This is a genomic window from Streptomyces aureocirculatus, from assembly GCF_000720475.1.
In the GTDB taxonomy this organism is placed as follows: Bacteria; Actinomycetota; Actinomycetes; order Streptomycetales; family Streptomycetaceae; genus Streptomyces; species Streptomyces aureocirculatus.
This window is the reverse complement of record NZ_JOAP01000009.1, coordinates 99,638-119,501: the sequence shown is the minus strand read 5'-3', so window position 1 is coordinate 119,501 and position 19,864 is coordinate 99,638. Positions and strand designations below refer to the sequence as shown.

The following is a 19,864-nucleotide window of genomic DNA, read 5'->3' as shown; positions in this document are numbered from 1 at the left end:
GCTTGGCATCGCACTTGGCCCAGGTCTTGCCGTAGGCGAACTTGCGGGCACGGGTGCCGTCCGGTTGGGACTCTTCTTGCGTTCAGCTTTAAAATGCAATCTTGCGACAGTTTTTTTGCACTCTCGCCCCAGCGCATCTATTGCATCGTTACCGACTCGATCCTGAATATTCCGCTCCGAGGCGCTCCTCTGATGCTGTAGACCTAATTCTACAATCTTGCGGATGTCGCCTTGCGGCTACTCGAAGCGCCTACTGGGGCTCGACCAGTAGGCCCGTCTTCGGGTCGATGCTCCACCCGTCGTGGAGCAGCGTTGCCGTCGCCGTATGCAGGTTGAGGTCCGCGACGCTCCATCCCTCACGAATCGCGCGGCGAAGCAGCTCCAGATAGAGGTGACTCGGAGAGGCAGGGCCGGCAGCCCCAACCAACTCGCGTGTCGCCGCAGCCACAGCCTCAGCCGTCGGCTGCTTGAACGAAGCCTCGGCGTCGTCCTGCGGAACCATCGTCAGGACAAGATCGAGCGTAGCGACGTGTTCAAAGCCCGAAGCCAGCCCTTTCACGGAGCGCTGTCCCTTGTTCAGGATGGCGATTTTTTCCGGCTCGATGCGCAGGCCGGCTGCTGCGACTGCTCGCTGGACTACTGCCCAGATCTTGCCCGAGGCGTTACCGAAGACCATCGAGATGCGCCCGCCGGGCTTCAGGATGCGGCGGCACTGCTTGAGCGACTCCGTCAGCAGCGCCTCATAGCGGCCCGCTGTGCGCTTCGTGCCGGTGGAGCGATCGATGACCGCCTCCTTACTGACGTCCGTGAAGCCATCCAGCCAGCCCTCCTGGAACAGCGCCATATCCGCGTAGAAGAGGTTCGAACCAAACGGCGGGTCCGTGAACACGTAGTCCACGCTCGCGTCCGGCAGGGACAGCTCCGCGGCGCTCTCCGTGACGTACTCCGCGGGCACAGTGTCCGCGTCCACGTTGCGCGTGAACGCCTGTGCCCGGATCCAGTCATCAGCCTTCAGCACAGCGGTCGTCTTGCGCTCGAATAGTTCGAAGACGTTCCACTCGTAGAAGACCGGCGCGATGTAGTAATTCTGGTTCGCGGCGTTCAGTGGACGTTTGTGCGACCACTGATATCGCTTGCTCGCCCGAGTCAACGTTGCAGTGAACGCGAACAGCAGCTTTTGACTCAGGGCACGGTCTTCAATGCAACGGATCTCATCGCGCAGGGCCACTAGAGTGCGCAAGTTACGCGGCGAATAGAACGAAGCCACGGTCGTGTAGCCGCTCTTGCCCAGCGCAGACGCCCGATACATCTCCCGGTCAGGCGTAATCTCAACGTGGGGGAAGTCCAGGCCGTCGACGTCGATGCGCGGCGCGGCGACCGCCGGCTGCTCACGCTGCTTCGGGGAGCATCCGCAGTTGACGTAGTCGACCACGGGCTGCTCACCCACACGCTCGAGCTTACTCGAAATGTGAGCCGAGCAATGGGGACAAACCATCTTCGGCTTCGACCACCCTGCGGCCTCGAGTGAGTGGTAGTAGTTCACGGGCTTCTCGCAGCCCGCGCACCTCACCAGAACGCTCCAGACGGTTTTCGCAAGTTGGCCGTTCCCGCCGCACCCAGTGCAGGGGACCTCGTAGATCTTGCCCACAGCGTCCTGGGCCCGCTTGATGACGGCCTGTGCGGTACTGGTGAACTCGTACCCTTCCACCATGTTCAGGTAGTTGGACCCGATGTGCCGACCCAGCACAGAGATGTCCGACAGGCGCGCCTGGCGCCCGGTGATCCGCGCCGCGACCCCGGTCATGCCAGATCCAGCGAACGGGTCGACCACGACGCCGCCGGGCGGACAGCATGCCTCGATGAACGGCGTAATCGCAGGCACGGGGACCTTCGTCAGGTAGGCGTGCGCAAGGTAGGCAGGGTCACCACGGCCCACCACGATCTCCTCAGCCGTGCCGCCAATGTTACTCATAGTCTGTAGACCCATCGTCTGCACCGTCCTAGCCTCCGCACATCATGACGCAAGCCTCCGACAAACTCCGCATCCAGCGGCGCGAGGCATTCGGCCATCGTGTGCGGGAGCACCGTCTCTCGGCAGGCCTCTCACAAGAAGAGCTCGCGGAAGCTGCGGGGATCCACCGCACCTACGTCTCTTCGCTGGAACGAGGTCAGCGCAACGTAAGCCTTGACAACATCATTGCCCTCGCGCGTGCACTCAAGGTCGATGCCGCACAACTACTCGAAGGCATTTGATGGGCTTCAAGGAAGACGCTGATTTCGCTCGGTTCCTCAGTATGGGAGTCTACGCCGCCGACGCAATTACCCAAGACCTTGAGCGCAATCATGGGCACCGCATTATCGAGCTGGAGCGGTACGCCAAGGCCAACAAGGTTTGGCAGACCAAGGTCAAGCGCATGCGCCTGCCCGACCTCATGTGCGTTAGCTGTGGGCGCCGTTTCGAGTCCAAGGGCAAGACAAAGCTTGAGATCAAGCTCTCCGACTCCACGCTGCCAGGCCGCTCCTGGCGGGACGGGGGCATGCGCCTGGACGACATCTTCGCCTTCGCGCGTGTGGATATGAAGGCGAGCCCTGTGAGCGTGTCCAACCTTGTCTACGTGACTCGGCAGAGCTTGGAAGATGCTCTGGGGTCCTCCAAGGAGGGAAACCGAAAGTCCGTTTCCGAGGGATCGGAGATGGACCGTAGGTGGCCGATGTGGACCCCCGCCTATGCCGGTGAGGTCGTCGCTGTCGACGACGGCCTCAGAAAGGTTCGCGTCACGAAGGGCACTGGCACGTATCTCTACGGGAGCGGCAGCCGTTGGGCTGCCTTTCACACGTTGGCAGTGGGGACGGCGTTCGAGGCCGGCCAGCCGGTCGCGTTCTGCTTCCGCATGGCTGACTCGGTCGCCTGCGCCGGCGACGGATCCTGGAGCTGGCAGCAGGACCTCCTGTCGACTGACGAAGACATTCGGTTTCCGGCCATCAAGGCGGCCAGGTTCCTCGGCGCAGAGCCGGTCGAGGACATCCTCATCGGCATAGCGGACGACGAGTCCAATGACTGGCGCCTGCGCCTCGAAGCTCACGCCAGCCTTGCCCCCACGCGTCCAGCGTCCGTCGCTGCGCTACTCGTGCTCGCTGAATGTGCCGGCTCGACCGATGAGGTGCGCATGGAGGCGGTGTTCTCCCTGTCGGAGATCGACACCGAGGAAGCCGCGGAGGCGCTGCACTCGGTTGCCAGCAGCATCGAGCCGGCGGTTCCGGAAGAGGTGCGTGCAGCTGCCGCCTGGGGGCTCGGGACTGGGGCCCGCAAGGCGCCCGCCAAGCTCATGCGCCTCGTCAACGATCCCAGCAGGCTTATCGCGACACACGCTGCGGCGGTTATGCCGTCGGACCTGCCTCAGGAGTGCTTGGACGAGCTCTTGAACTGGCTTCATACCGATGACCTTCGCCGGGCCGCTACGGCTGCGCACCTGTTGGCTGAGCGCGATCTCGTCGCCGAGCTGGTAAATGCCCTACAGACGGCGCCGGAGGACGTTCGTAAGCTGATTGTCCTGGCACTCGGGGATACCTCACGTGAGGCCGTTGCCGGCCTGCTGAGCGGGCTCGACCCTGAGAGCCGTGCCGGCATCTACACCCTGTGGGCGAAGAACGACGACTGGCTCCGTCAGCCGGACACTGACGGCATTCTCGAGGCCCTAAAGCTTCAGACGCTTCGCCGGTAGCCGTCACTCGAACACTGCTCTTGCGTCCTGGCGAACCCACCCATGAGTGATGGTGCCCGTACCCGTGCTCGAGTCGCACTCGCAGGTGAACTTCTCGGCTACGACGCCGTCACCATCGGCAGCCTCTTCGCCGTCCCGTGGCCTAGCGTTACGAACATCGCCGCCCTCGGGACGGGCTCTGCCGGCTGGCTAAAGGCTCGTGCGGCGCTCCAGGCACAACTCGAGGCCTGTGCAGGTGTGCTGCTCGCTTACGGCGTAGGTTCTGGCGTACCGTCTCGGCCCCGGCAGAGGTGCTGCACTGATGGCGATGATGGAAACAGCCCGCGGCCCGCGGTGATGGTGGGCAAGCGAACGTGCCGCGTGGCTTCTGAGCACCATGCTGTCGTCGCTCGACAACCAGTAAGGTCGTGCCAGTTGCCGGAGCCGCCCAGGGCGATGCCCTGCCCGGGCCGCAGCGTGCGCGGGCACCACACGCAGGCGTTGCCGGAGTTCTGCTGTACGTCGAGCAGGGCGGCGCCAGGTACGACGAACATCCGCAAGGGGTTCGGTCACGTCCCGCATCGGTTGCCTCCCGTGCGGTTCAGGTGGGCCCTGACGGCGGCGCCCCGTGCGGCATTCCACGCCCGGCGCAGGCGGGTGCCTGTCAGGCAGTAGTCCTCCTGTCGGCAGGGGGCGCAGGCGTTCAGGTGTCCCATGTACGTCGCGTAGACCCGCGTCGCCCGTTCGTCGAGTTCCGCCGTCGTGGCACTCATGACTCGACCGCCAGCGGTTCGGCCGTCGCGAGGAGCGCGGCGAGGTGGGCGGGGTCGCACAGTACGCCGTAGCGCTGCGGGGGCACGGCCCAGAAGGTGACGGGCGAAGCCTGGTGGCCGGATGCGCGGGACGCTCAGGTACGTGCCCGGTTCGAGCCGGTCGGCGGGCCCCTGCCAGGGGGCGTCCGGGGCGATGAGGACGTAGTAGCGGCCGCTGGCTGTGCGGGTGTCGCGGATGACGGGGCCGCCGTGCAGCCAGTCGCCCAGTGCCTGCTCCACCACCTGCGGGCCCTCGCTGCCGAGGGCAGCGTGGATGAGCTGGCCGGGGACGCGGATGGCGTCGAAGCGGACACCGAGCGGCAGCAGGGCGAGGCCGCGGTTACTCCACTCCGCCAGGGCCTGCGGCGGCACGGGATGGGCGCGGGCGAACCACTCGGCGGTCGCATCGCGGTCCGGTGGCTGCTCCTGTGCGCTGCTTTCCCTACCGGGCCGGGGGCTCGTAGTGTCGGCCACGTCGACTCCTTCGTAGTCGGCCATGCCCCGGGGCCGGTCGCACGGCCGCCGGGTGCTTTGCTGCCAACTGTCGTGGGAGCACCCGCAGACGTTCGTCCCCCGCGCGGGTATACCCATGATGGGTAGCTTTCCTGGATCCGCCGCCGTTGGCTGCGACCGCACGGAAGAGTGCGGCGCATGACCGGATACACGCCGCCGACAGCCCTCCCGGCCTGGCTCGTGGGCGACAGCGAGCTGCGTGCCGCTGCGGCCCGCCACGACTTCGGGACCGTGTTCCGTCTGGCCCGCCGACGAGCAGGAATCAGCTACTCGCAGATCGCGGCCGAGTGCGACATCAAGCCCGACCGCGTTGGGACTCTGGCGCGAGGCCGGGGCAAGGTGGCAACCTTCGAGAAGATCGCTCAGATTTGCGATGCGTTGCGCATCCCTGGGCGCCTGGCGGGTCTGACCGAACGGCCGTGGGAGACAGGGCCGGACAACGGTACGGCAGGGAGGGAGGAGGACGAAGCGTTGCTGCGCCGCCACTTCCTCGGGGTCGCCGGGCTTGCTGCCACGATGCCGGCCTACCTCGCCCGCCCGCCCGTCAGGATCGGCCCCGCCAAGGTCAATTGCCTGCGCGAGCGCACCGCGCGGCTGCGGCGACTCGACGACGTCCTCGGCGGCTGTGACACATACAGGGTGTACACGGCCGAGTACCAAGCAACGAAGAAGCTGCTGCGCGAGGCGAGCTATGACGAGGCCACCGGTCGCGCGCTGCTGTCCGTCCTTGCCGAACAGGCGCAACAGGCCGGGTGGGCAGCGTTCGACGGCGGACGCGAGGCGGACGCGAGGCGGACGCGACCAGGCTGTACGAAGCAAGCCGGACAGCCGCACTCGACGCGGGAGCTCCGGCGCTGGTGGGCAATGCGCTCGCGTTCCTCGCGTACCAGCGGCTCGGCGGGGACCGGCGAGCAGGAGCGGAAATCGCGAGCCGGTCAACGGAGACGATCGACGGCCGCACGCCCGCCAGCGTGCGCGCGCTGCTGCACGAGCGTCGGGCATGGGCGTGCGCTGTCGCCGACATGCCGGTTGAGGCAGAGCGGTCCCTGGTCGCAGCCCGCGAGGCACTGGCCGGAGCCGATGGGCAGCCGCAGCCGGACTGGGCGACGTGGGTGGATCGCACCGAGCTGGACATCATGACGGGCCGGTGCTGGGCAGAGCTGCGCCGCCCCCTGCGCGCGGTGCCCGTGCTGGAGCAAGGTCTGGCCCAGTACGACGACAGCCACGCACGGGACAAAGCCCTGTACTTCTCGTGGCTCGCGCAGGCCTACCTCACGGCAGGAGAGGCAGAGCAGGCAGCGGCCGTGACCAGCCGTGCCCTGGCCTTGTCGGACGGCGTTGCGTCAGTGCGGCCGCGGCGACGGCTGGAGCCGGTCCTGGCGCGACTGTCGGCGGCCCGGTACCGGGCGCTCCCCGCCGTCGCCGAAGTACTGGAGCAGGCCCGTGTCTAGTCGGTGGCAGTGTACGAGCGGATCCACTCCCGGCAGGCGTCCGGTGCCGCCACGATCGGCACCGCACAGACCTCCGGGTTCTGCCAGGGGTGGTTGTCCACCAGGTGCTTCTCCAACTGCGGGTACCTGTCGGTGGTGGTCTTGAGGAGCAACTGCCATTCCTCGCCGGTGCCGAACTCTCCGTTGTGCCAGAACACGGAGGTGACGGGGCCGATGATCTGGGCACCTGCCGCCAGGCGGTCGCGCACGGCCGTGCGCGCCAACTCGACGGCCTGATCGTGGTTTTCGGTGGCAGTGGACACCTGCACGTAGTCAGCCATGCGGCGAGGGTATCGGCGTTCGGGAGGACGGGGCCGCTTCGTCATGTCCGGGGTCAACAGCACAACGGCCCCCACCAGGTGAGGGCCGTCAGGCGTACCGTTCTGAGTGTCGAGCTCTGAACGGAGGCACCAGTATGCCCGAGACCACCGACACCAGTGCGGTACCGCAGCTCACCTTCGGCCAACGTGTCCAGCGCGCACGGACACGCGGCGGCAAGACCCGCGCCTACGTGGCAGACGTGATGGGCCACTCAGAAGAATGGGTGAAGGCCATCGAGCGAGGCACCATCGGAATGCCGCGGCTTCCGAAACTGCTGCGCCTCGCCCACGTCCTCGGCGTCGAGGACATCACCGAACTGACCGGCGATGACCGGATCGCGGCGGCCACGTATACCAAGGCCGAGCACCGGCATCTGCCCATCATCAAGCAGGCCCTGAACAGGTACGAACTGGTCGCCGCCGACCGCCCGGCGGAGTCGGCCGAAGTCCTCGCCGCGCGGCTGCGGCGGGCGTGGAAACTGTGGCACTCCGCTGACGAGCAGGGCGTTGGCGAGGGCAACCGTTCCCGCATCGGACGGTTGTTGCCCACGCTCCTCTCCGACACCCGGCACGCCGCGCGGACCCTGCAAGGCCCGGAACGCAGGCGTGCGCTGATGGCACAGGCCCAGGCCTACCACCTCGCGCAGTTGTTCCTGTCCTTCCAGCCCGCTCCCGATCTGGTCATGCTGAGCGGCGACCGAGCCATGGCCGCCGCTCAGGAAGCCGACAGCCCGCGCGCCATCGCCACCGCGGCCTGGTACGTCAACCACGTTCACCGTGATGCCGGGGACGCCGCAGAGGCGCGCGTCGAACTGGCCGAACAGGCTGTCGCCCTGCTCCCCGCGGAAGACGATCCGGAGTACATCGCCCGCCGCGGCTTGCTCTACCTCGCCGTCGCCCTCTCCTATGCCAAGACCGGCCAGGACGGAGACGCTTGGCGATACTGGGACAAGGCTGACGCCGTCGCCCGCCAGCTCGGCGACGACTACGCACATCCGTGGCTGATCTTCGGACGCGGCATCGTCGACGGGTATGCCATCACCATGCACAACGATCTCGTACAGCCAGTGAAGGCTCTGGAGGTGGCGGACGCTCTGGACCTACGGCGCATCCCCTCGGCAACACGCCGCTCGTACCACCTCATTGAGACAGCGCGGGCCCACGGCATGCTCGCCGAAAGCGCGGCAGCCGTCTCCTACCTGCAGCGAGCGCACCGAGAGTCTCCCGAGACGATTCAGTACAACCTGTACACGCGCTCTGCGCTGCCGGGACTGGTGACGTCCGGTCCGCGGATAGTCCGTGAGGACGCGAACGAGTTGGCGCAGGAGGTGGGCGTTCCGATCCCTGCATGATCACGTAAGGGGTAGGAACCCTACCCCCGGGCAAGGGGGTAGGACCTCTACCTGTTGCGGAGCACGATCACCCCTACGGTCGCTGGTGTGAGGCAGATCACCACGACTGTGAGGGCGGGCTGATGGGCGACAGGCATCTGATCACTGAGTGGCTGGCGCAGACCGACCCCAACCCACGCGCGGTCTACCGTGCGTGGGACAAGGACGGCGTCGCCCTGCTCCCGCTCGGCCGCCGCTTCGACGCCATCCGTGTCCCGTGTGAGCGCGTGTACGCCGTCGGCAGCGGCGACCCGCAGATAGTCGCCACCGCCCTGCTCTCCTGGCTCGACGGCCCGGTTATCCGGGATCTCCGCAGCAGCATGGGGCCCTACTACGTGCTGATCCCACCGGACTCCCCGTGGGACGGAACGGAAGAGTGCCTCGGCAACGACACCTACCTGGGCGTCCCCCGTCCCGGCGTGCTGTCGCTGCACGCGCACTGGGTGGTGCCCCCTCTCTGCCCTGGGCAACTGTGCGACCCCGCGCACCTCGCCGCGCTGCTCGCGACGGCCGCGCCGCTGGCGGTCGAGTCATGAGTGCCACGTCGGCGGAACTCGACGCTGCGGCGACGCGGGTCTACGCGACGTACATGGGACACCTGAACGCCTGCGCCCCCTGCCGACAGGAGGACTACTGCCCGACAGGCACCCGCCTGCGCCGGGCGTGGACGGCAGCTCAGGGAGCTGCCGTCAGGGCCCACCTGAACCGCACGGGAGGCAACCGATGCGGGACGTGATCGAACCCCTGCACCTGTTCGTCGTGCCCGGCGCCGCCCTGCTCGACGTACAGCAGAACGCGGGCAGCGCCTGCGCGTGGTGCACGCGCACGCTGCGTCCCGGACAGGGCATCGGCCTGGGTGGCTCCGGCAACTGGCTGCCTCACGCCTGCCGTGACTGCTACGACGCGCAGACGCGGGCGCTCGCGACGTACTTGGACTGGCACGACCACGCCGCCGAGTGCCCGCTGTGCGCCGCGGAGCCGCCGTGCATCACCGCCCGCGCCCTCGGCCAGGACCACATCGACGCACTGGCCCGGGCCGGGAAGCCGAAAGCGTTCTGCTCGAGCTGCCATCACACGGTCGAGCCAGACACGTTCCGCCCGCACCTGTGGCTCGGCCTCTCGGGGATGCTGTTCAGCTACCTGCACCTGGAGCGGTGCCACATCCGCCCGCGGGGTGAGGACTGCTGAACCCTCAGACGCCCGCCCGTTCCGGACACCCCCCAGCGACGGAGCGGGCGGGCTCACCGTCAGCGGAGAAGGTCGGCGAGCGGGACGCCGAGGACGCGGGCGATGCGCAGGAGTGTGGACAGCGTGGCGTCCTCGCCCGCTTCGACGCGTTGGAGGGTCCAGCGACTCATGCGGGCGGCTGTCCATACGTCGTCCTGGGTGAGGTTCTGGCGCAGCCGTTCTTCGCGGATGGCTGCGCCGGTGGCCCGGCGGTGGTCGCTGATCCAGGAGTCGTCCGCGGGCAGGTCTCGCACCTGCTCCACTTCAAGCTGATCATGGCCAAATGTCTGCCCAAAGCATTAGGCTTTTTGTGATCAGGCTGAGCGCTCAGCCCTGCGGCTCTGGCATATGCCGCAGGGCTAGATGTATGGTCCAGGAATCGAACGCGTGTTCACCCGTATGGGCGATGACTGTGGTGGCCCGTGGCTGTTACACATGAGGTAGCGCCCGCACCGTAGGGCGTGCCGGGCCGTGTGACAGGGTGCCCCCCTCCACGGCCCGGCACTTGGGGCCGCCCCCGCTTCCGCCGCCGCGGAGGCGGGGGCGGCCTGCTGTGCGCGCAACATCCACGCGCGGGGCGACCTGCGGAAACACGGAGATCGTTTGGACGATATTTGGACGATGATCTCCGGTAGTGAGGGTGTAGCGAGGGTGCGCGAGAGGGTAGCCAGAGTGCGCACAACTAAGGCCCAGGGCCGGAGACTTGCTCCGTGACCTGGGCCTTAGCCGTTCTGAACTGGTGCCCCCGGCAGGATTCGAACCTGCGACACCCGCTTTAGGAGAGCGGTGCTCTATCCCCTGAGCTACGAAGGCGTGACCAAGGACAGCGTAGCGGATGTGTGCCGGTGGGCCTCGTCGGTGTGGGGTGGGGGAGCGGCAGGGGTGGGGACCGTGTGGGCTCAGGTGGTCGGGCGGGGGTGGTCAGCCGCCGTCGACGTAGGCGCGGGCGGCGACCATGACGTCCCTGAAGCGGCCGTCGGCGATCACGGTGAGGGGGGCTTCGTCCTGGAGCTGGGGGTTCATTCCGATCATCCAGGCTCGTGCGGTGTAGAGGCTTTCGGCGTCCTGGATGAGTTGGAACACCTGGAGGGCGGCCCGGAGTCGCTCCTCCGCTTCCTGGCGGGGTGCCGAGGTGCCGGAAGCCCACTTGCCGACCTGCCGCGCATCGTTGATGTTGGTGATCCGGGCGGTCAGGCGTTGGCCGAGGTTCTCCTGCAGGAAGCGGGCGATGTCCGCGATGGACATGCGGACGGTGGCGAGGTGGGCCCGCTCGGCGCTGGCGGCGCTCTTGGTGGGGGCAGGGCTGTCGGCTGTGGTGGTCATGGCTCTTCCTCCCTCGTGCTCCGACCGCGCACCGGGCTCCGGTGGCCCATGGGCCGTGCGTCAGGCGACGGGTGCAGGATTCGGTCGCGGATCACTCGGCCTGCCGCACGTCCGAGCGGGTGCGGATGCGGGCCGGGTGCCGCCGACTGGTGTGACGCTTCTGATGGGGTGGTCCGTGGGGAAGCGTGACCTCTACGGACCCTGGTGGCGCGGGCGTCTGCGGGCAGCGTCAGGCGTGCCCGTCGCAGGGTCTCTCCTCGCGATCGCAGACATGGCGAAGGCGGCTGTCCGTAATGGTGGGCTACACGTGATCATGAGTCCTCCTCAGTAGCCAGTGAGTTAAGGCTACCCGGAAACCCCCCTCAACTCCACCACTTTTGCGCTGTCCAATGGGGGGTGATTATGCGTCAAGATTGTTGGCGTGAACCCCTCTTGGGGAGTTGGCGTGGTCGCTGGGCTGGGCCTTTGTGCCGTCCAGGGGTGGCCGGGGGTGTGCGCGTGCGGGGGGGGGGGTGTCAGCGGATGGTCAGGCCGTATTCGTCGGCGACTCTCTGGAGTTCCGTCGCCTCCGGCCAGATCGGCTGGCGCCCCACCTCCTTGAGGGCGACATCGGTGAAGATGGCCCAGCACTGCCGCATCCCGAAGCGGGAGCTGTAGGCGATGCCGTGGATCTGCCGCTCCCGGTGCCGGTTTCGCCGGGATATCGCCCACGTGGAGATCTGGCGCGTCACCCTGCGGTCCGGGCCCTGGACGTGGTCGAGGGTCAGGTCGGTGATGCCGAACTGCGCCAGCTCCTCCTTGAGCTCCGTCGAAAGCACCCGCAAGGTCTGCTCGTCGTCCACGTCCAGGAACCGCGCCTCCGCGGCCGGCTGTAATCGCACCAGCGTGTGCCGCGTACGCCAGTCCTGGGGGAGTTGGCCGGGAGACATGAAATAGGGGTCGTCCCAGTCGGTGCCGATCAAGGCGCGCAGCTCCGGATCCACACGGAACGGGGCCAGCGCCTCCGCGAAGCAGCCGTCCAGGTCGGACGCGCAGTACAGCGTGCCGTGGCTCAGCATGCTCCAGCGGTTGCCTCCCGTGCGGCTGTCGTCCTCCCGGCTGATCTGGTTGTACTTGAGCGGATCCTTGGCCTTGCCCAGGCGCCAGACCCCGCGCTCCGGTGCCGGTACGAGTCTTGCCTCCAACGGCGCGCCCTCGTTCACGGGCCGCTCCTCACTCGGGTAGGGCTTGTGTCGGACAGGGCTTGCAGGTGTCGGCGAACGATCATTTTCTTGTTTCCGGGGGCGCGGAGGCAGCGGTCCTGCCGTTTCCCTTGGGGGCGCACAAAGGACTTCAGGGGGCGCACGCATCCTGCTGAGCTGATGGCAGATCCTGCAAGTCGAGCCTGAGGACGGCGACTCCGGCCTGCCCGGCCAGGGCGACGGTGACCTCGCCGCCGGGCGCGCCCCGCGGGTCCACGGAGAGCGTGTGCACGGGACTTCCCGTGGCAAGGCGCAGCACACAGCGCGATGTCGCCGCGTCCCAGAAGCGGATCGTGCCGTCCCGGGACGCGCTGGCGACGTAGGGCCGAGGAGCTTCGGCGCGGGAAGTCCAGGCGGCGAGTGCCTCGATCGCGTCCGTGTGCCCTACGAAGGGTTCGGCCAGGGCCGTGTGGGTGGTCAGGTCCCACAGGCGCACCGTGCCGTCATCTCCCCCGCTCGCGAGGAACGGTGGCAGCAGTGTGCGGTGGGGGTTGATGGCGACGGCGTTGATGACTCCCTGTCGGCAGCGGAAGACGTGCCTGGGTGCGGTGGCTTGTCCGGGAGCGCCGGTCTGTCCGGCTGCGGTGGTCTGTCCGGGTGCGCTGGTCTGTCCGGCTGCGGTGGCTTCCAGCTCCCAGCGGCGTCCCTGTACGTCGTCCGACTCCCACAGCCGCACCCTTCCGTCCGTCCCGCCGGAGGCGAACCAGTCCGTGCCGGAACCGTCGGACGCCGCGGCCACCGTACGGACCGAGTAGGGATGCGGCCATCGCTGGAGCTGCCGCCCGTCGTCCAACTCCCACAGCCGGACGGTGAAGTCGTCGGCGCTGACGGCCAGTCGTCGTCCGCCGGCGGCCACGGTCGCGGCAAGGGCACGCACGGGTTGTACGTGCCCCTCCAGGCGGATGTCGGCGGCGCAGCCGCGCAGACGGTCCCAGGACCGGATGGTGTGATCGGGCGCCGTGTGGAGCAGTATGTGCCGGTCCTGCTCCTCCGGTACCCAGGCGAGGGCGGCCGGGGGGTGCGGCGGATCGCCGGTGACGGGGAGGGCGGTGGTGACGGTGCCGGTGACCTCCCCGCTGGTCAGGTCCCGGAGCTGGGTGCGCGCGGTGGTGTGGCTGACGGCCAGGTGAGGCGAGCCGGAGAGGTCCGAGGTGAGTGCCGCGGCCACTGCGGCGGGGGCCGTGGCGGTGTCCTGAAGGGCGCGGCGGACGGCGTCCGCGTCCCACAGCCGGACGGTGTTGTCACGGGACGTGGAGGCGAGGCGGCGTTCAGTTCCCTGGGATGGGGTTCCCCGGGAGGAGGTTCCCTGGGGGGAGGTTCCCCGGGAGGAGGTCCCCCGGGAGGTGGTTCCGTACGAAGAGGCCCCTTGGGAAGAGGCCCCGGAGGAGGGGAGGGGGCAGAGGGCCGTCACGGAATCCGTGTGTCCCGTGAGCCGGGCCACAGGCGCTCCGGAGCCGACGGAGCCGCCAACGCCGCCAACGCCGACGGAGCCGCCAACGCCGACGGAGCCGTCAACGCCGACGGAGCCAGTGGAGCCGCCAAAGCCGCCGGAACCGACGTCCCACAGCTCGATCGCCACCCCCGGCCCCGCCGCCGCCAGCAGATCCACCCCGTCGACCCGCACCCCCGCCAGCCCGGTGACGGGCTCCCCCGCCCCCCGTAACACCGTCCGGGACCCCGTGGCCGTGTCCCACAGCGTGAGGGAGCCGTCGCCGTGCCCGGTGGCGACCCGCCCCGGCACGGTGGTACCGGTCAGGGACCTGACGGGGGCGTCGACGTCGACGGCGTACTCGTACAGCAGTCGGCGATCCGCGATGTCCCAGATCCGCACCGTGCCACCGGCACCCACGAGCAACGGGCGGCCGTCGGCGGCGGCGACGACGGTCAGCGCGAACGCCGCACGCTCCGCCGGGTGTGGGCTCAGGTCGGCCACATGCTCCGCCACGCCCTCGCGCCACAGGAGCACCGCGCCGGTCCCGTCGACCGCGGCCACCACCAATGTCCCCGCCCCGTCCCGGCACCCGGCGACATCGGCGACCCAGGTCCGCCCTTCGAAGGCCATCCCGCCGAGCAGCGCCCCCCGGCTCGTATCCCGGATGCGTACCGTGCCGTCCGCGCTGCCGGAGACGAGCGCACCGCCACCGGCGGCGTCCGGCACGAAGTCAAGGCACCGCACGTCGCCGTCGTGCGCGGAGACCCGGTCCCCGACGGGCGCGCCCGACACCGCGTCGACGAACTCGACGGAGCCCGACGCGCCGCCCACCGCAAGGAGCGCCGCACCACCGGGGCCCGCCGCCGGAGCCAGCGCCAGACCCGGCCGCCCGAGGGTGGCGAGGACGTTGGCCGGTGGCTCCCACTGCGACCACAGCACCGAAAGGCGGGAGCCCGCGAAGGCCGCCTCCGGAGGAAGCAGATGGTGCGGACGGCCGGGGAACCGCATGGCGGTACGAGCCAGATGCAGGCTGGAGCACCGGGAGGCGAGGTCCGCACCCTGTACGTAGGGTTCGACGGCCGCCCACGCGGTGAGCCACGACCGGCCCGCGCCGGGGACGAGCGGGAGGCCGAGGAGGCCCCGCACACCGTCGCCGGTGGTCCAGGGCAGCAGGGGCGGCGGTACGTGACGGTCGTCAAGGGCCCCGCCGATCGCCGCGTGGCGGGCCAGGTACCGGCGCAGATAGGGGTGCGGCACGGTCACCGTGTCGGCCTTGACCAGACCCGCCAGGGCGGCGGCGATGCGCTCGCCCGCCACGGGCGAAGCGCTCGGCTCGGGCGCCCACCGCCGCAGCATGCCCCCGAGCTGCTCGTGCGCGGGCCGGTACACGACGTGGTCGTCCTCGATGTCGTGCGCGAGATATCCGGCGAGGCGGCCCTCGAGGAGGTGCCGGATCTTGTCGTCGGCGTGTTCGAGGCGGGCGCCGAGTAGTTCCGATGCCACCGTCGGCCACACCTGTGCCCAGGGAATCCCCCGGCCGAGGCCGAAGGCGGTGGCGCGCAGCAGCGCGAGTGCCTCCGCCCTGTTCAGGCCGTCGTCGGCGACCTGGTCGAGGTCCTGTTCGAACAGGCCGACCGTGCCCCTGTCGAGCCCCGCGAGCCAGCGCGAGTCGCTGAGCAGCTCGATGCCGTCGCCGCGCCGCAGTTGTTCCGCCGCCAGGCGCGCGTCGAGGAAGGAACGGCCGACGCGCCGCGCGACACACTCCGCCGCCGAGGGGATCGCGGACGGGTCGTCGCCGCCCCAGGACACCCCGGACAGGAGCGCGGCCACATACGCGGCGATGTCCGCCCGCACGCCCTCGCTGTCCGTACGCAGCACCCGCGCGGCGGGGAAGGCGAGCAGCAGCTCCTGCAACAGGCCGTGCAGGCCGTGCAAGCCGTGCAGGCCAAGCAAGCCGTGCAAGCCATGCAGGCCAGGCGGCCCACCCGAGACCGCCGCCTCCGGAGTGCCCGGGCTCGTACTGCGGACGCCGAGCAGAAGACGCAGCCCGCGGCGGGACCCGCCGGCACCGGCGTGGTCCGCGAGCGGCACCAGCACATCGCGGACGCACGCCACCGGATCGGGTGACTCGTCGAGGCCGTCGACGACCACGGTGACCACATCGGCCACGGTGACCCCGTCGGCCCCGTCGGCCCCGTCGGCCCCGTCGGCCCCGTCGGTCACGTCCGCCACGTCCGCAGGGCACGTCGTGAAGAAGGCCCGCAGCGACTCCTGCCACTGCCGCAGAGCATCCGTCGCCGGTCGGGTAAGGTCCCGCGCACAGCCGAGCCGGGTGCCGACGGCGGCGATGAGGCTCAGCGGTCCACGGTTGCGGGTGGACACCGCGACATGGATGGAACCCTCGCCAGGAACGCTGTCCGGCGGTGCCTTGCGCACCGCGTCGGCGTAGCGCGGCGATGCCCTGAACGAGGGGTCGCTGAGGGTCACCGCACGGGCCAGCACGGCGGACTTCCCGCTGGCCGCGGTGCCGGTCACCACGAGGACTCCCGGCGGGCCCGCGACGAAGTCCGCCAGCTCGCGGTTGAGCTTCTTGCGTCCGGAGAAGTACCAGCCGGGATCGTCGCTGCTGGCGCGTCCACTGGCGCGGTCCAGCCAGTACTCGAGCTCCTCCGGCGTGGCCGCGACCTCCGCACGGGCGCCCGTGACCACCTTCGGCCGCGGCCGGTAGCCGGGGTTGGGCAGCGTGGGGGCCGGATCCCCGAGCCTGGCGAGGAGGACAGGCCGCGGTCCTGCGAGCCCGAGGTCACGTTCCTCGTTCAGCCGCTCGGTCGCCTGTTCCAGGGCCTGGATGAACTCGGAGATCGAGAGCTGCGGGCGGGCGATGCCCGCGGCGTCCCGCAGCCAGTCGAAGGCCAGGCGCAGCACCGCGGCGAACTCCCGGCCCAGTACCGGAGAACGGGTCGCCGTCGTCGCCACCACGTTCACCGAACGCCTGGCACCCGGTGGGTCGACGAGTTCGCGTACGAGGGCCTTCAGCTCCGCGTCGATGCCTTCCGCCTCACAGGCGTTCACGATCACGAGTACGTGGCGGGCCCGCGAGTCGATCGCGGCCACGACGACGTCGTTGGTCGGCATGCCCGTCGCGAGGAGCCGGTCGGTGTCCGTGTCCGGCAGGATCAGGAAGTGCCTGAGGGATCTGCCGACGGTGCCGTGCGAGGTGATGTACACGACCAGGGCCTCGTTCTCCGCGGCCTCCCGGATACCGGAGGTGTGCAGGAAGCGCTCCACGTCGTTGCGCTCCTCCGGTGCGCGCAGCACGGTCTGCACGAAACCCTGGCCCGGCGCGGGACCGGTCGGCCACCACGCGGTCACGGCCGAGAGCTGCTCGTCGACGGCCTTGGCGAACTCGGGGTCCCCGTCCTCCACCGCCACGACGACCAGCGAACCGGCGGTCCCCGTCGTCGGCTCCGAGTACGCGACTTCCGCCCGTGGACGCTCGACTTCCGTCCCGGGGACGCGCTCCGCCTGCATGTTCCCTATTGTTCACAGCCATGAATCCCCACGAGCGAGAAAGCGACAAACTTGCCACCGGCACACCGGCACCGGTGGTGACCGCCGACATCACGCAGAACGCCGTCGTCATCGTGCCGGGCATCATGGGCAGCGAGCTCTACGACACCGTCACCCAAAAGACCGTCTGGGGCCTGTCGGGTGTGTCATGGCTCCTCAAGGCGTGGACCAGGCCCCGGGGCCTGGAGCCGCTGCGTCTGACGCCGGAGGAACTGGAGGGTAGGACCGGCCGCCTCAAGGCCACGCAACTGATGCGGCACTCGTACTGGACGCCCTACTTACAGGGGTTCGAGCCCTACACCGCCCTGATCGACGTCGTCCGGAGCTGCGTCGCCCACGAGGCCGCCGTCCTGGAGTTCGCCTACGACTGGCGCCTGCCCGTCACCGTCAACGGCCGCCTCCTGGCCGAAGCCGCCCGCCGCCACCTCGTCGCCTGGCAGGCGCACCCCGCACACGACGAGGCCCGCCGCCACCGTGTCGACGAGCGCCCGGCGCAACTGGTCTTCGTCGCCCACTCCATGGGAGGGCTCGTCACCCGGGCGGCCCTGGACGCCTCGTACGACAGCGACCTCTTCGACGACACCCGTGCCGTCCTCACCCTCGGAACGCCCTTCTACGGCGCGGTGAAGGCGGCGGCGATCCTCAACAGCGGCCGCGGCACCCCCGTCCCGCTCCCGCACCGGCAGCTCCGGTCCGTCTCCGCCACCATGCCGGGCCTGCACGACCTGCTGCCGCAGTACGCCTGCCTCATCGAGGGCGACGACGTCCGCCGTCTCACCCCCGGCGACGTGGCCGGTATCGGCGGCAACGCGGAACTCGCCCAGGCGGCGGCTGACTTCCAGGGCAAGCAGATCCACATGACGCTGCCGGGACACTGGGCGGTGGCCGGTACCAACCAGGCCACGATGCAGAGCCTCACCGTCAAGGACGGCGTCGTCCACGCGCATCACCACGGGGCCCGCCAGCACACCAGCGGCGCCTTCATCCGTGACCCGCGCGGCGCGCTGCGGTTCTACGACGTCAAGGGCGACGGCACCGTCCACAAGGACTCCGCCGCCGTGGGCCCCGCCGTCACACCGCTTCCGCTCCAGCACGGCGCCGTGGCCTGCGACCGCGTCGCGCTCAAGGCCGTGGCCGAGGTACTGCGCGGCGACGATCACCTCGGCCCGCCCCAGGGCGCCCCCGGCTGCGGCCTCGAAGTGCCCGACCTGGTGGAGGCCGGAACGCCGTGGACCGTCAAGCTCACCGGCGTGGACTCCCTGTCCGGCCTCAAGTGCGAGATCGCCGACGACGAAGGCCACAACCCGCGCCCCCTCAGGCCGATGTGGGGCGAAGGGAACATCATGGCCCGGGCCACCGTGAGCGCGCCGGGCCTGTACCGCGTCACCGTGCGCACCATCGACGGCCACGCCGTCACCCAGCTCGTGCTGGCGGGTGAACCCGGGACGGAGCAGGAAGCCGACTGACGACCGAGGCGCCCCGAGGCATCCGAGACGCAGCGAGACATCCCGAGACGCAGCGAGGTATCCCGAGACGCAGCGAGGCGCAATGGACGATGACGGCCGCCGTGCTGGACGATGACCGGTGGATCGCCCGCCCGTCAGCAGTTCCTGTTGAGTTGGAGGGTTCTCGCTGTGTCCGCAATCTCCCGTACGACCGGTCCTCGTCCGGCGGCCCCCGCCCCCGTCGTCATCGTCGGCGGCGGCGTCATCGGCCTCTCCATCGCCTTCCACCTCGCCGAATCCGGCGTACGCGACCTCGTCGTCGTCGAGCGCGGCACGCTCGGGAGCGGGAGTTCGGGGAAGCCCATCGGCGGGGTGCGGGCGCAGTTCTCCGACCCGCTGAACATCGCGCTCGGGCTGCGGAGCCTGCGGGCGTACGAGGACTTCGCGGGGCGGCCGGGCGGCGACATCCGGTTCGACCGGGTGGGGTACCTGTTCCTGCTGAGCGAACCCGCGGACCTCGCCGCGTTCGAGGCGAGCGTCGAGGTGCAGAACCGCATGGGCGTGCCCAGCAGGATCGTCAGCCCGGAGCGTGCCCGCGAGCTGTGCCCGTACGTACGCGCCGAAGGCCTCGTAGGTGCCGTCCACTCGCCGGACGACGGGCACGCGAGACCCGGTCTCGTCGTCCGGGGATACGCCCGCGCGGCCGCCCGCGCCGGGGTGCGGTTCCGTACGGGGACCACGGTCACCGGCGTCGATGTCGACACCGACGCCGGACGCGTCACCGCCGTGCGCACCGACCGGGGCGTCATCCCCTGCGCCGCCCTGGTGTGCGCGGCCGGCGCCTGGTCGGCCGGTATCGGCGAGGCGGCCGGGGTGCCGCTTCCCGTACGGCCGCTGCGCCGCCAGATCGCCCTGACCCGGCCCCCGCGCCCACCGCGCCCGCCCGCACCCCGCATCCCCTTCACCATCGACTTCTCCTCCACCGCCTACTTCCACAACGGCGACGGCGGCGGACTGCTCATCGGGCTCGCCGACCCCGGCCAGGAGGAGGGGTTCGACACGACGTGGTCCGACGACTGGGTCGAGCTGTTCCGGGACGCGGCCCGGGTGCGCGCGCCCGACGTCGCCGAACTGGAGGTCGTCGACGGGTGGGCCGGTCTGTACGAGGTGACACCCGACTGCAACGCCCTCATCGGGCGGGCGCCGGACGTGGCCAACTTCCTCTACGCCACCGGCTTCTCCGGGCACGGGTTCCTCCAGGCCCCGGCCGTCGGGGAAGTCGTACGCGACCTGTACCTGGGACGCGAGCCCTTCGTCGACGTCTCGCCCCTGAGCGCCGACCGTTTCGCCGACGGCGCCGTCTCCGGCGGCCGTCCCGAGGCCCACGTGGTGTAGGAGG

At 69.7% G+C, this 19,864-nt stretch carries 15 protein-coding genes, 1 tRNA gene and 1 pseudogene; 9 read left to right on the top strand and 8 right to left on the bottom strand.

Features of this window, described 5'->3' with window-relative positions; genetic code table 11:
* Positions 1–250: 250 nt before the first annotated feature.
* Positions 251–1,972, bottom strand: coding sequence for a DNA methyltransferase (locus tag IG78_RS0111455; RefSeq protein ID WP_225882050.1), 1,722 nt, complete (start codon positions 1,970–1,972; stop codon positions 251–253).
* A 44-nt stretch (positions 1,973–2,016) separates the two neighbouring features.
* Here IG78_RS0111455 and IG78_RS45600 point away from each other — a divergent pair, with 44 nt between their 5' ends.
* Together IG78_RS45600 and IG78_RS0111450 are read left to right on the top strand one after the other, a co-directional pair.
* Entirely contained in the window at positions 2,017–2,253 is a 237-nt protein-coding gene (locus IG78_RS45600; protein WP_078965059.1) for a helix-turn-helix domain-containing protein, read from the top strand.
* On the top strand, positions 2,253–3,722 hold the full coding sequence (locus IG78_RS0111450; protein WP_030561857.1) for a HEAT repeat domain-containing protein: 1,470 nt from the start codon (positions 2,253–2,255) through the stop codon (positions 3,720–3,722). Before IG78_RS45600 ends, IG78_RS0111450 begins: the two co-directional genes overlap by 1 nt.
* 548 nt (positions 3,723–4,270) lie before the next feature.
* Here IG78_RS0111450 and IG78_RS51205 read toward each other — a convergent pair.
* Positions 4,271–4,987 carry a hypothetical protein gene (locus IG78_RS51205; RefSeq protein ID WP_031128755.1) on the bottom strand — a complete coding sequence of 239 codons (717 nt, stop codon included), beginning with the start codon at positions 4,985–4,987 and terminating at the stop codon, positions 4,271–4,273.
* A 177-nt stretch (positions 4,988–5,164) separates the two neighbouring features.
* Here IG78_RS51205 and IG78_RS53055 point away from each other — a divergent pair.
* Together IG78_RS53055 and IG78_RS51195 are read left to right on the top strand one after the other, a co-directional pair.
* Positions 5,165–5,764, top strand: a pseudogene (locus tag IG78_RS53055) (helix-turn-helix domain-containing protein); the annotation flags it as partial.
* A 119-nt stretch (positions 5,765–5,883) separates the two neighbouring features.
* Positions 5,884–6,477 carry an NsdA family TPR-like regulatory protein gene (locus IG78_RS51195; RefSeq protein ID WP_225882053.1) on the top strand — a complete coding sequence of 198 codons (594 nt, stop codon included), beginning with the start codon at positions 5,884–5,886 and terminating at the stop codon, positions 6,475–6,477.
* On the opposite strand, the gene cutA is transcribed toward IG78_RS51195, so the two are convergent.
* The gene (gene cutA, locus IG78_RS0111435) at positions 6,474–6,797 is read right to left on the bottom strand and encodes a divalent-cation tolerance protein CutA (RefSeq protein ID WP_030561853.1); all 324 of its coding nucleotides are present in this window, start codon (positions 6,795–6,797) and stop codon (positions 6,474–6,476) included. The genes IG78_RS51195 and cutA overlap by 4 nt on opposite strands.
* 134 nt (positions 6,798–6,931) lie before the next feature.
* Here cutA and IG78_RS0111430 point away from each other — a divergent pair, with 134 nt between their 5' ends.
* The 3 genes from IG78_RS0111430 to IG78_RS0111420 all read left to right on the top strand — a co-directional run bounded on the left by IG78_RS0111430 (position 6,932) and on the right by IG78_RS0111420 (position 9,415).
* The gene (locus IG78_RS0111430; protein ID WP_030561851.1) at positions 6,932–8,188 is read left to right on the top strand and encodes a helix-turn-helix domain-containing protein; all 1,257 of its coding nucleotides are present in this window, start codon (positions 6,932–6,934) and stop codon (positions 8,186–8,188) included.
* 122 nt (positions 8,189–8,310) lie between these two features.
* Positions 8,311–8,763, top strand: coding sequence for a hypothetical protein (locus IG78_RS0111425; RefSeq protein WP_051852538.1), 453 nt, complete (start codon positions 8,311–8,313; stop codon positions 8,761–8,763).
* Between the two features lie 187 nt (positions 8,764–8,950).
* Positions 8,951–9,415 (top strand): hypothetical protein, encoded by a 465-nt coding sequence (locus IG78_RS0111420; protein WP_030561847.1) that lies wholly within the window; start codon positions 8,951–8,953, stop codon positions 9,413–9,415.
* 59 nt (positions 9,416–9,474) lie between these two features.
* Here IG78_RS0111420 and IG78_RS0111415 read toward each other — a convergent pair whose 3' ends face one another.
* The 5 genes from IG78_RS0111415 to IG78_RS43960 form a co-directional block, all read right to left on the bottom strand.
* Positions 9,475–9,717, bottom strand: a complete 243-nt coding sequence (locus IG78_RS0111415) for a helix-turn-helix transcriptional regulator (RefSeq protein WP_225882049.1) — start codon at positions 9,715–9,717, stop codon at positions 9,475–9,477.
* 474 nt (positions 9,718–10,191) lie between these two features.
* Positions 10,192–10,267: transfer RNA gene (locus tag IG78_RS0111410), tRNA-Arg, on the bottom strand.
* Between the two features lie 108 nt (positions 10,268–10,375).
* Positions 10,376–10,777, bottom strand: coding sequence for a hypothetical protein (locus IG78_RS0111405; protein ID WP_030561843.1), 402 nt, complete (start codon positions 10,775–10,777; stop codon positions 10,376–10,378).
* A 515-nt stretch (positions 10,778–11,292) separates the two neighbouring features.
* Positions 11,293–11,979 carry an RES family NAD+ phosphorylase gene (locus tag IG78_RS0111400; RefSeq protein ID WP_225882048.1) on the bottom strand — a complete coding sequence of 229 codons (687 nt, stop codon included), beginning with the start codon at positions 11,977–11,979 and terminating at the stop codon, positions 11,293–11,295.
* Positions 11,980–12,109: 130 nt separating this feature from the next.
* Positions 12,110–16,981, bottom strand: coding sequence for a WD40 repeat domain-containing protein (locus tag IG78_RS43960; protein ID WP_051852537.1), 4,872 nt, complete (start codon positions 16,979–16,981; stop codon positions 12,110–12,112).
* Between the two features lie 20 nt (positions 16,982–17,001).
* Here IG78_RS43960 and IG78_RS0111390 point away from each other — a divergent pair, with 20 nt between their 5' ends.
* Positions 17,002–18,486 carry a lipase/acyltransferase domain-containing protein gene (locus IG78_RS0111390; RefSeq protein WP_225882047.1) on the top strand — a complete coding sequence of 495 codons (1,485 nt, stop codon included), beginning with the start codon at positions 17,002–17,004 and terminating at the stop codon, positions 18,484–18,486.
* Between the two features lie 168 nt (positions 18,487–18,654).
* Positions 18,655–19,860, top strand: a complete 1,206-nt coding sequence (locus IG78_RS0111385) for an NAD(P)/FAD-dependent oxidoreductase (protein WP_404827690.1) — start codon at positions 18,655–18,657, stop codon at positions 19,858–19,860.
* The last annotated feature ends 4 nt before the right edge of the window (positions 19,861–19,864 follow it).

Excerpts from the sequence above, each read along its gene's own strand:
- IG78_RS0111455 (WP_225882050.1), bottom strand. The coding sequence starts at position 1,972 with ATGAGTAACATTGGCGGCACGGCTGAGGAGATCGTGGTGGGCCGTGGT.
- IG78_RS45600 (WP_078965059.1), top strand. The coding sequence starts at position 2,017 with ATGACGCAAGCCTCCGACAAACTCCGCATCCAGCGGCGCGAGGCATTC.
- IG78_RS0111450 (WP_030561857.1), top strand. The coding sequence starts at position 2,253 with ATGGGCTTCAAGGAAGACGCTGATTTCGCTCGGTTCCTCAGTATGGGA.
- cutA (WP_030561853.1), bottom strand. The coding sequence starts at position 6,797 with ATGGCTGACTACGTGCAGGTGTCCACTGCCACCGAAAACCACGATCAG.
- IG78_RS0111430 (WP_030561851.1), top strand. The coding sequence starts at position 6,932 with ATGCCCGAGACCACCGACACCAGTGCGGTACCGCAGCTCACCTTCGGC.
- IG78_RS0111425 (WP_051852538.1), top strand. The coding sequence starts at position 8,311 with ATGGGCGACAGGCATCTGATCACTGAGTGGCTGGCGCAGACCGACCCC.
- IG78_RS0111420 (WP_030561847.1), top strand. The coding sequence starts at position 8,951 with ATGCGGGACGTGATCGAACCCCTGCACCTGTTCGTCGTGCCCGGCGCC.
- IG78_RS0111405 (WP_030561843.1), bottom strand. The coding sequence starts at position 10,777 with ATGACCACCACAGCCGACAGCCCTGCCCCCACCAAGAGCGCCGCCAGC.
- IG78_RS43960 (WP_051852537.1), bottom strand. The coding sequence starts at position 16,981 with ATGCAGGCGGAGCGCGTCCCCGGGACGGAAGTCGAGCGTCCACGGGCG.
- IG78_RS0111390 (WP_225882047.1), top strand. The coding sequence starts at position 17,002 with ATGAATCCCCACGAGCGAGAAAGCGACAAACTTGCCACCGGCACACCG.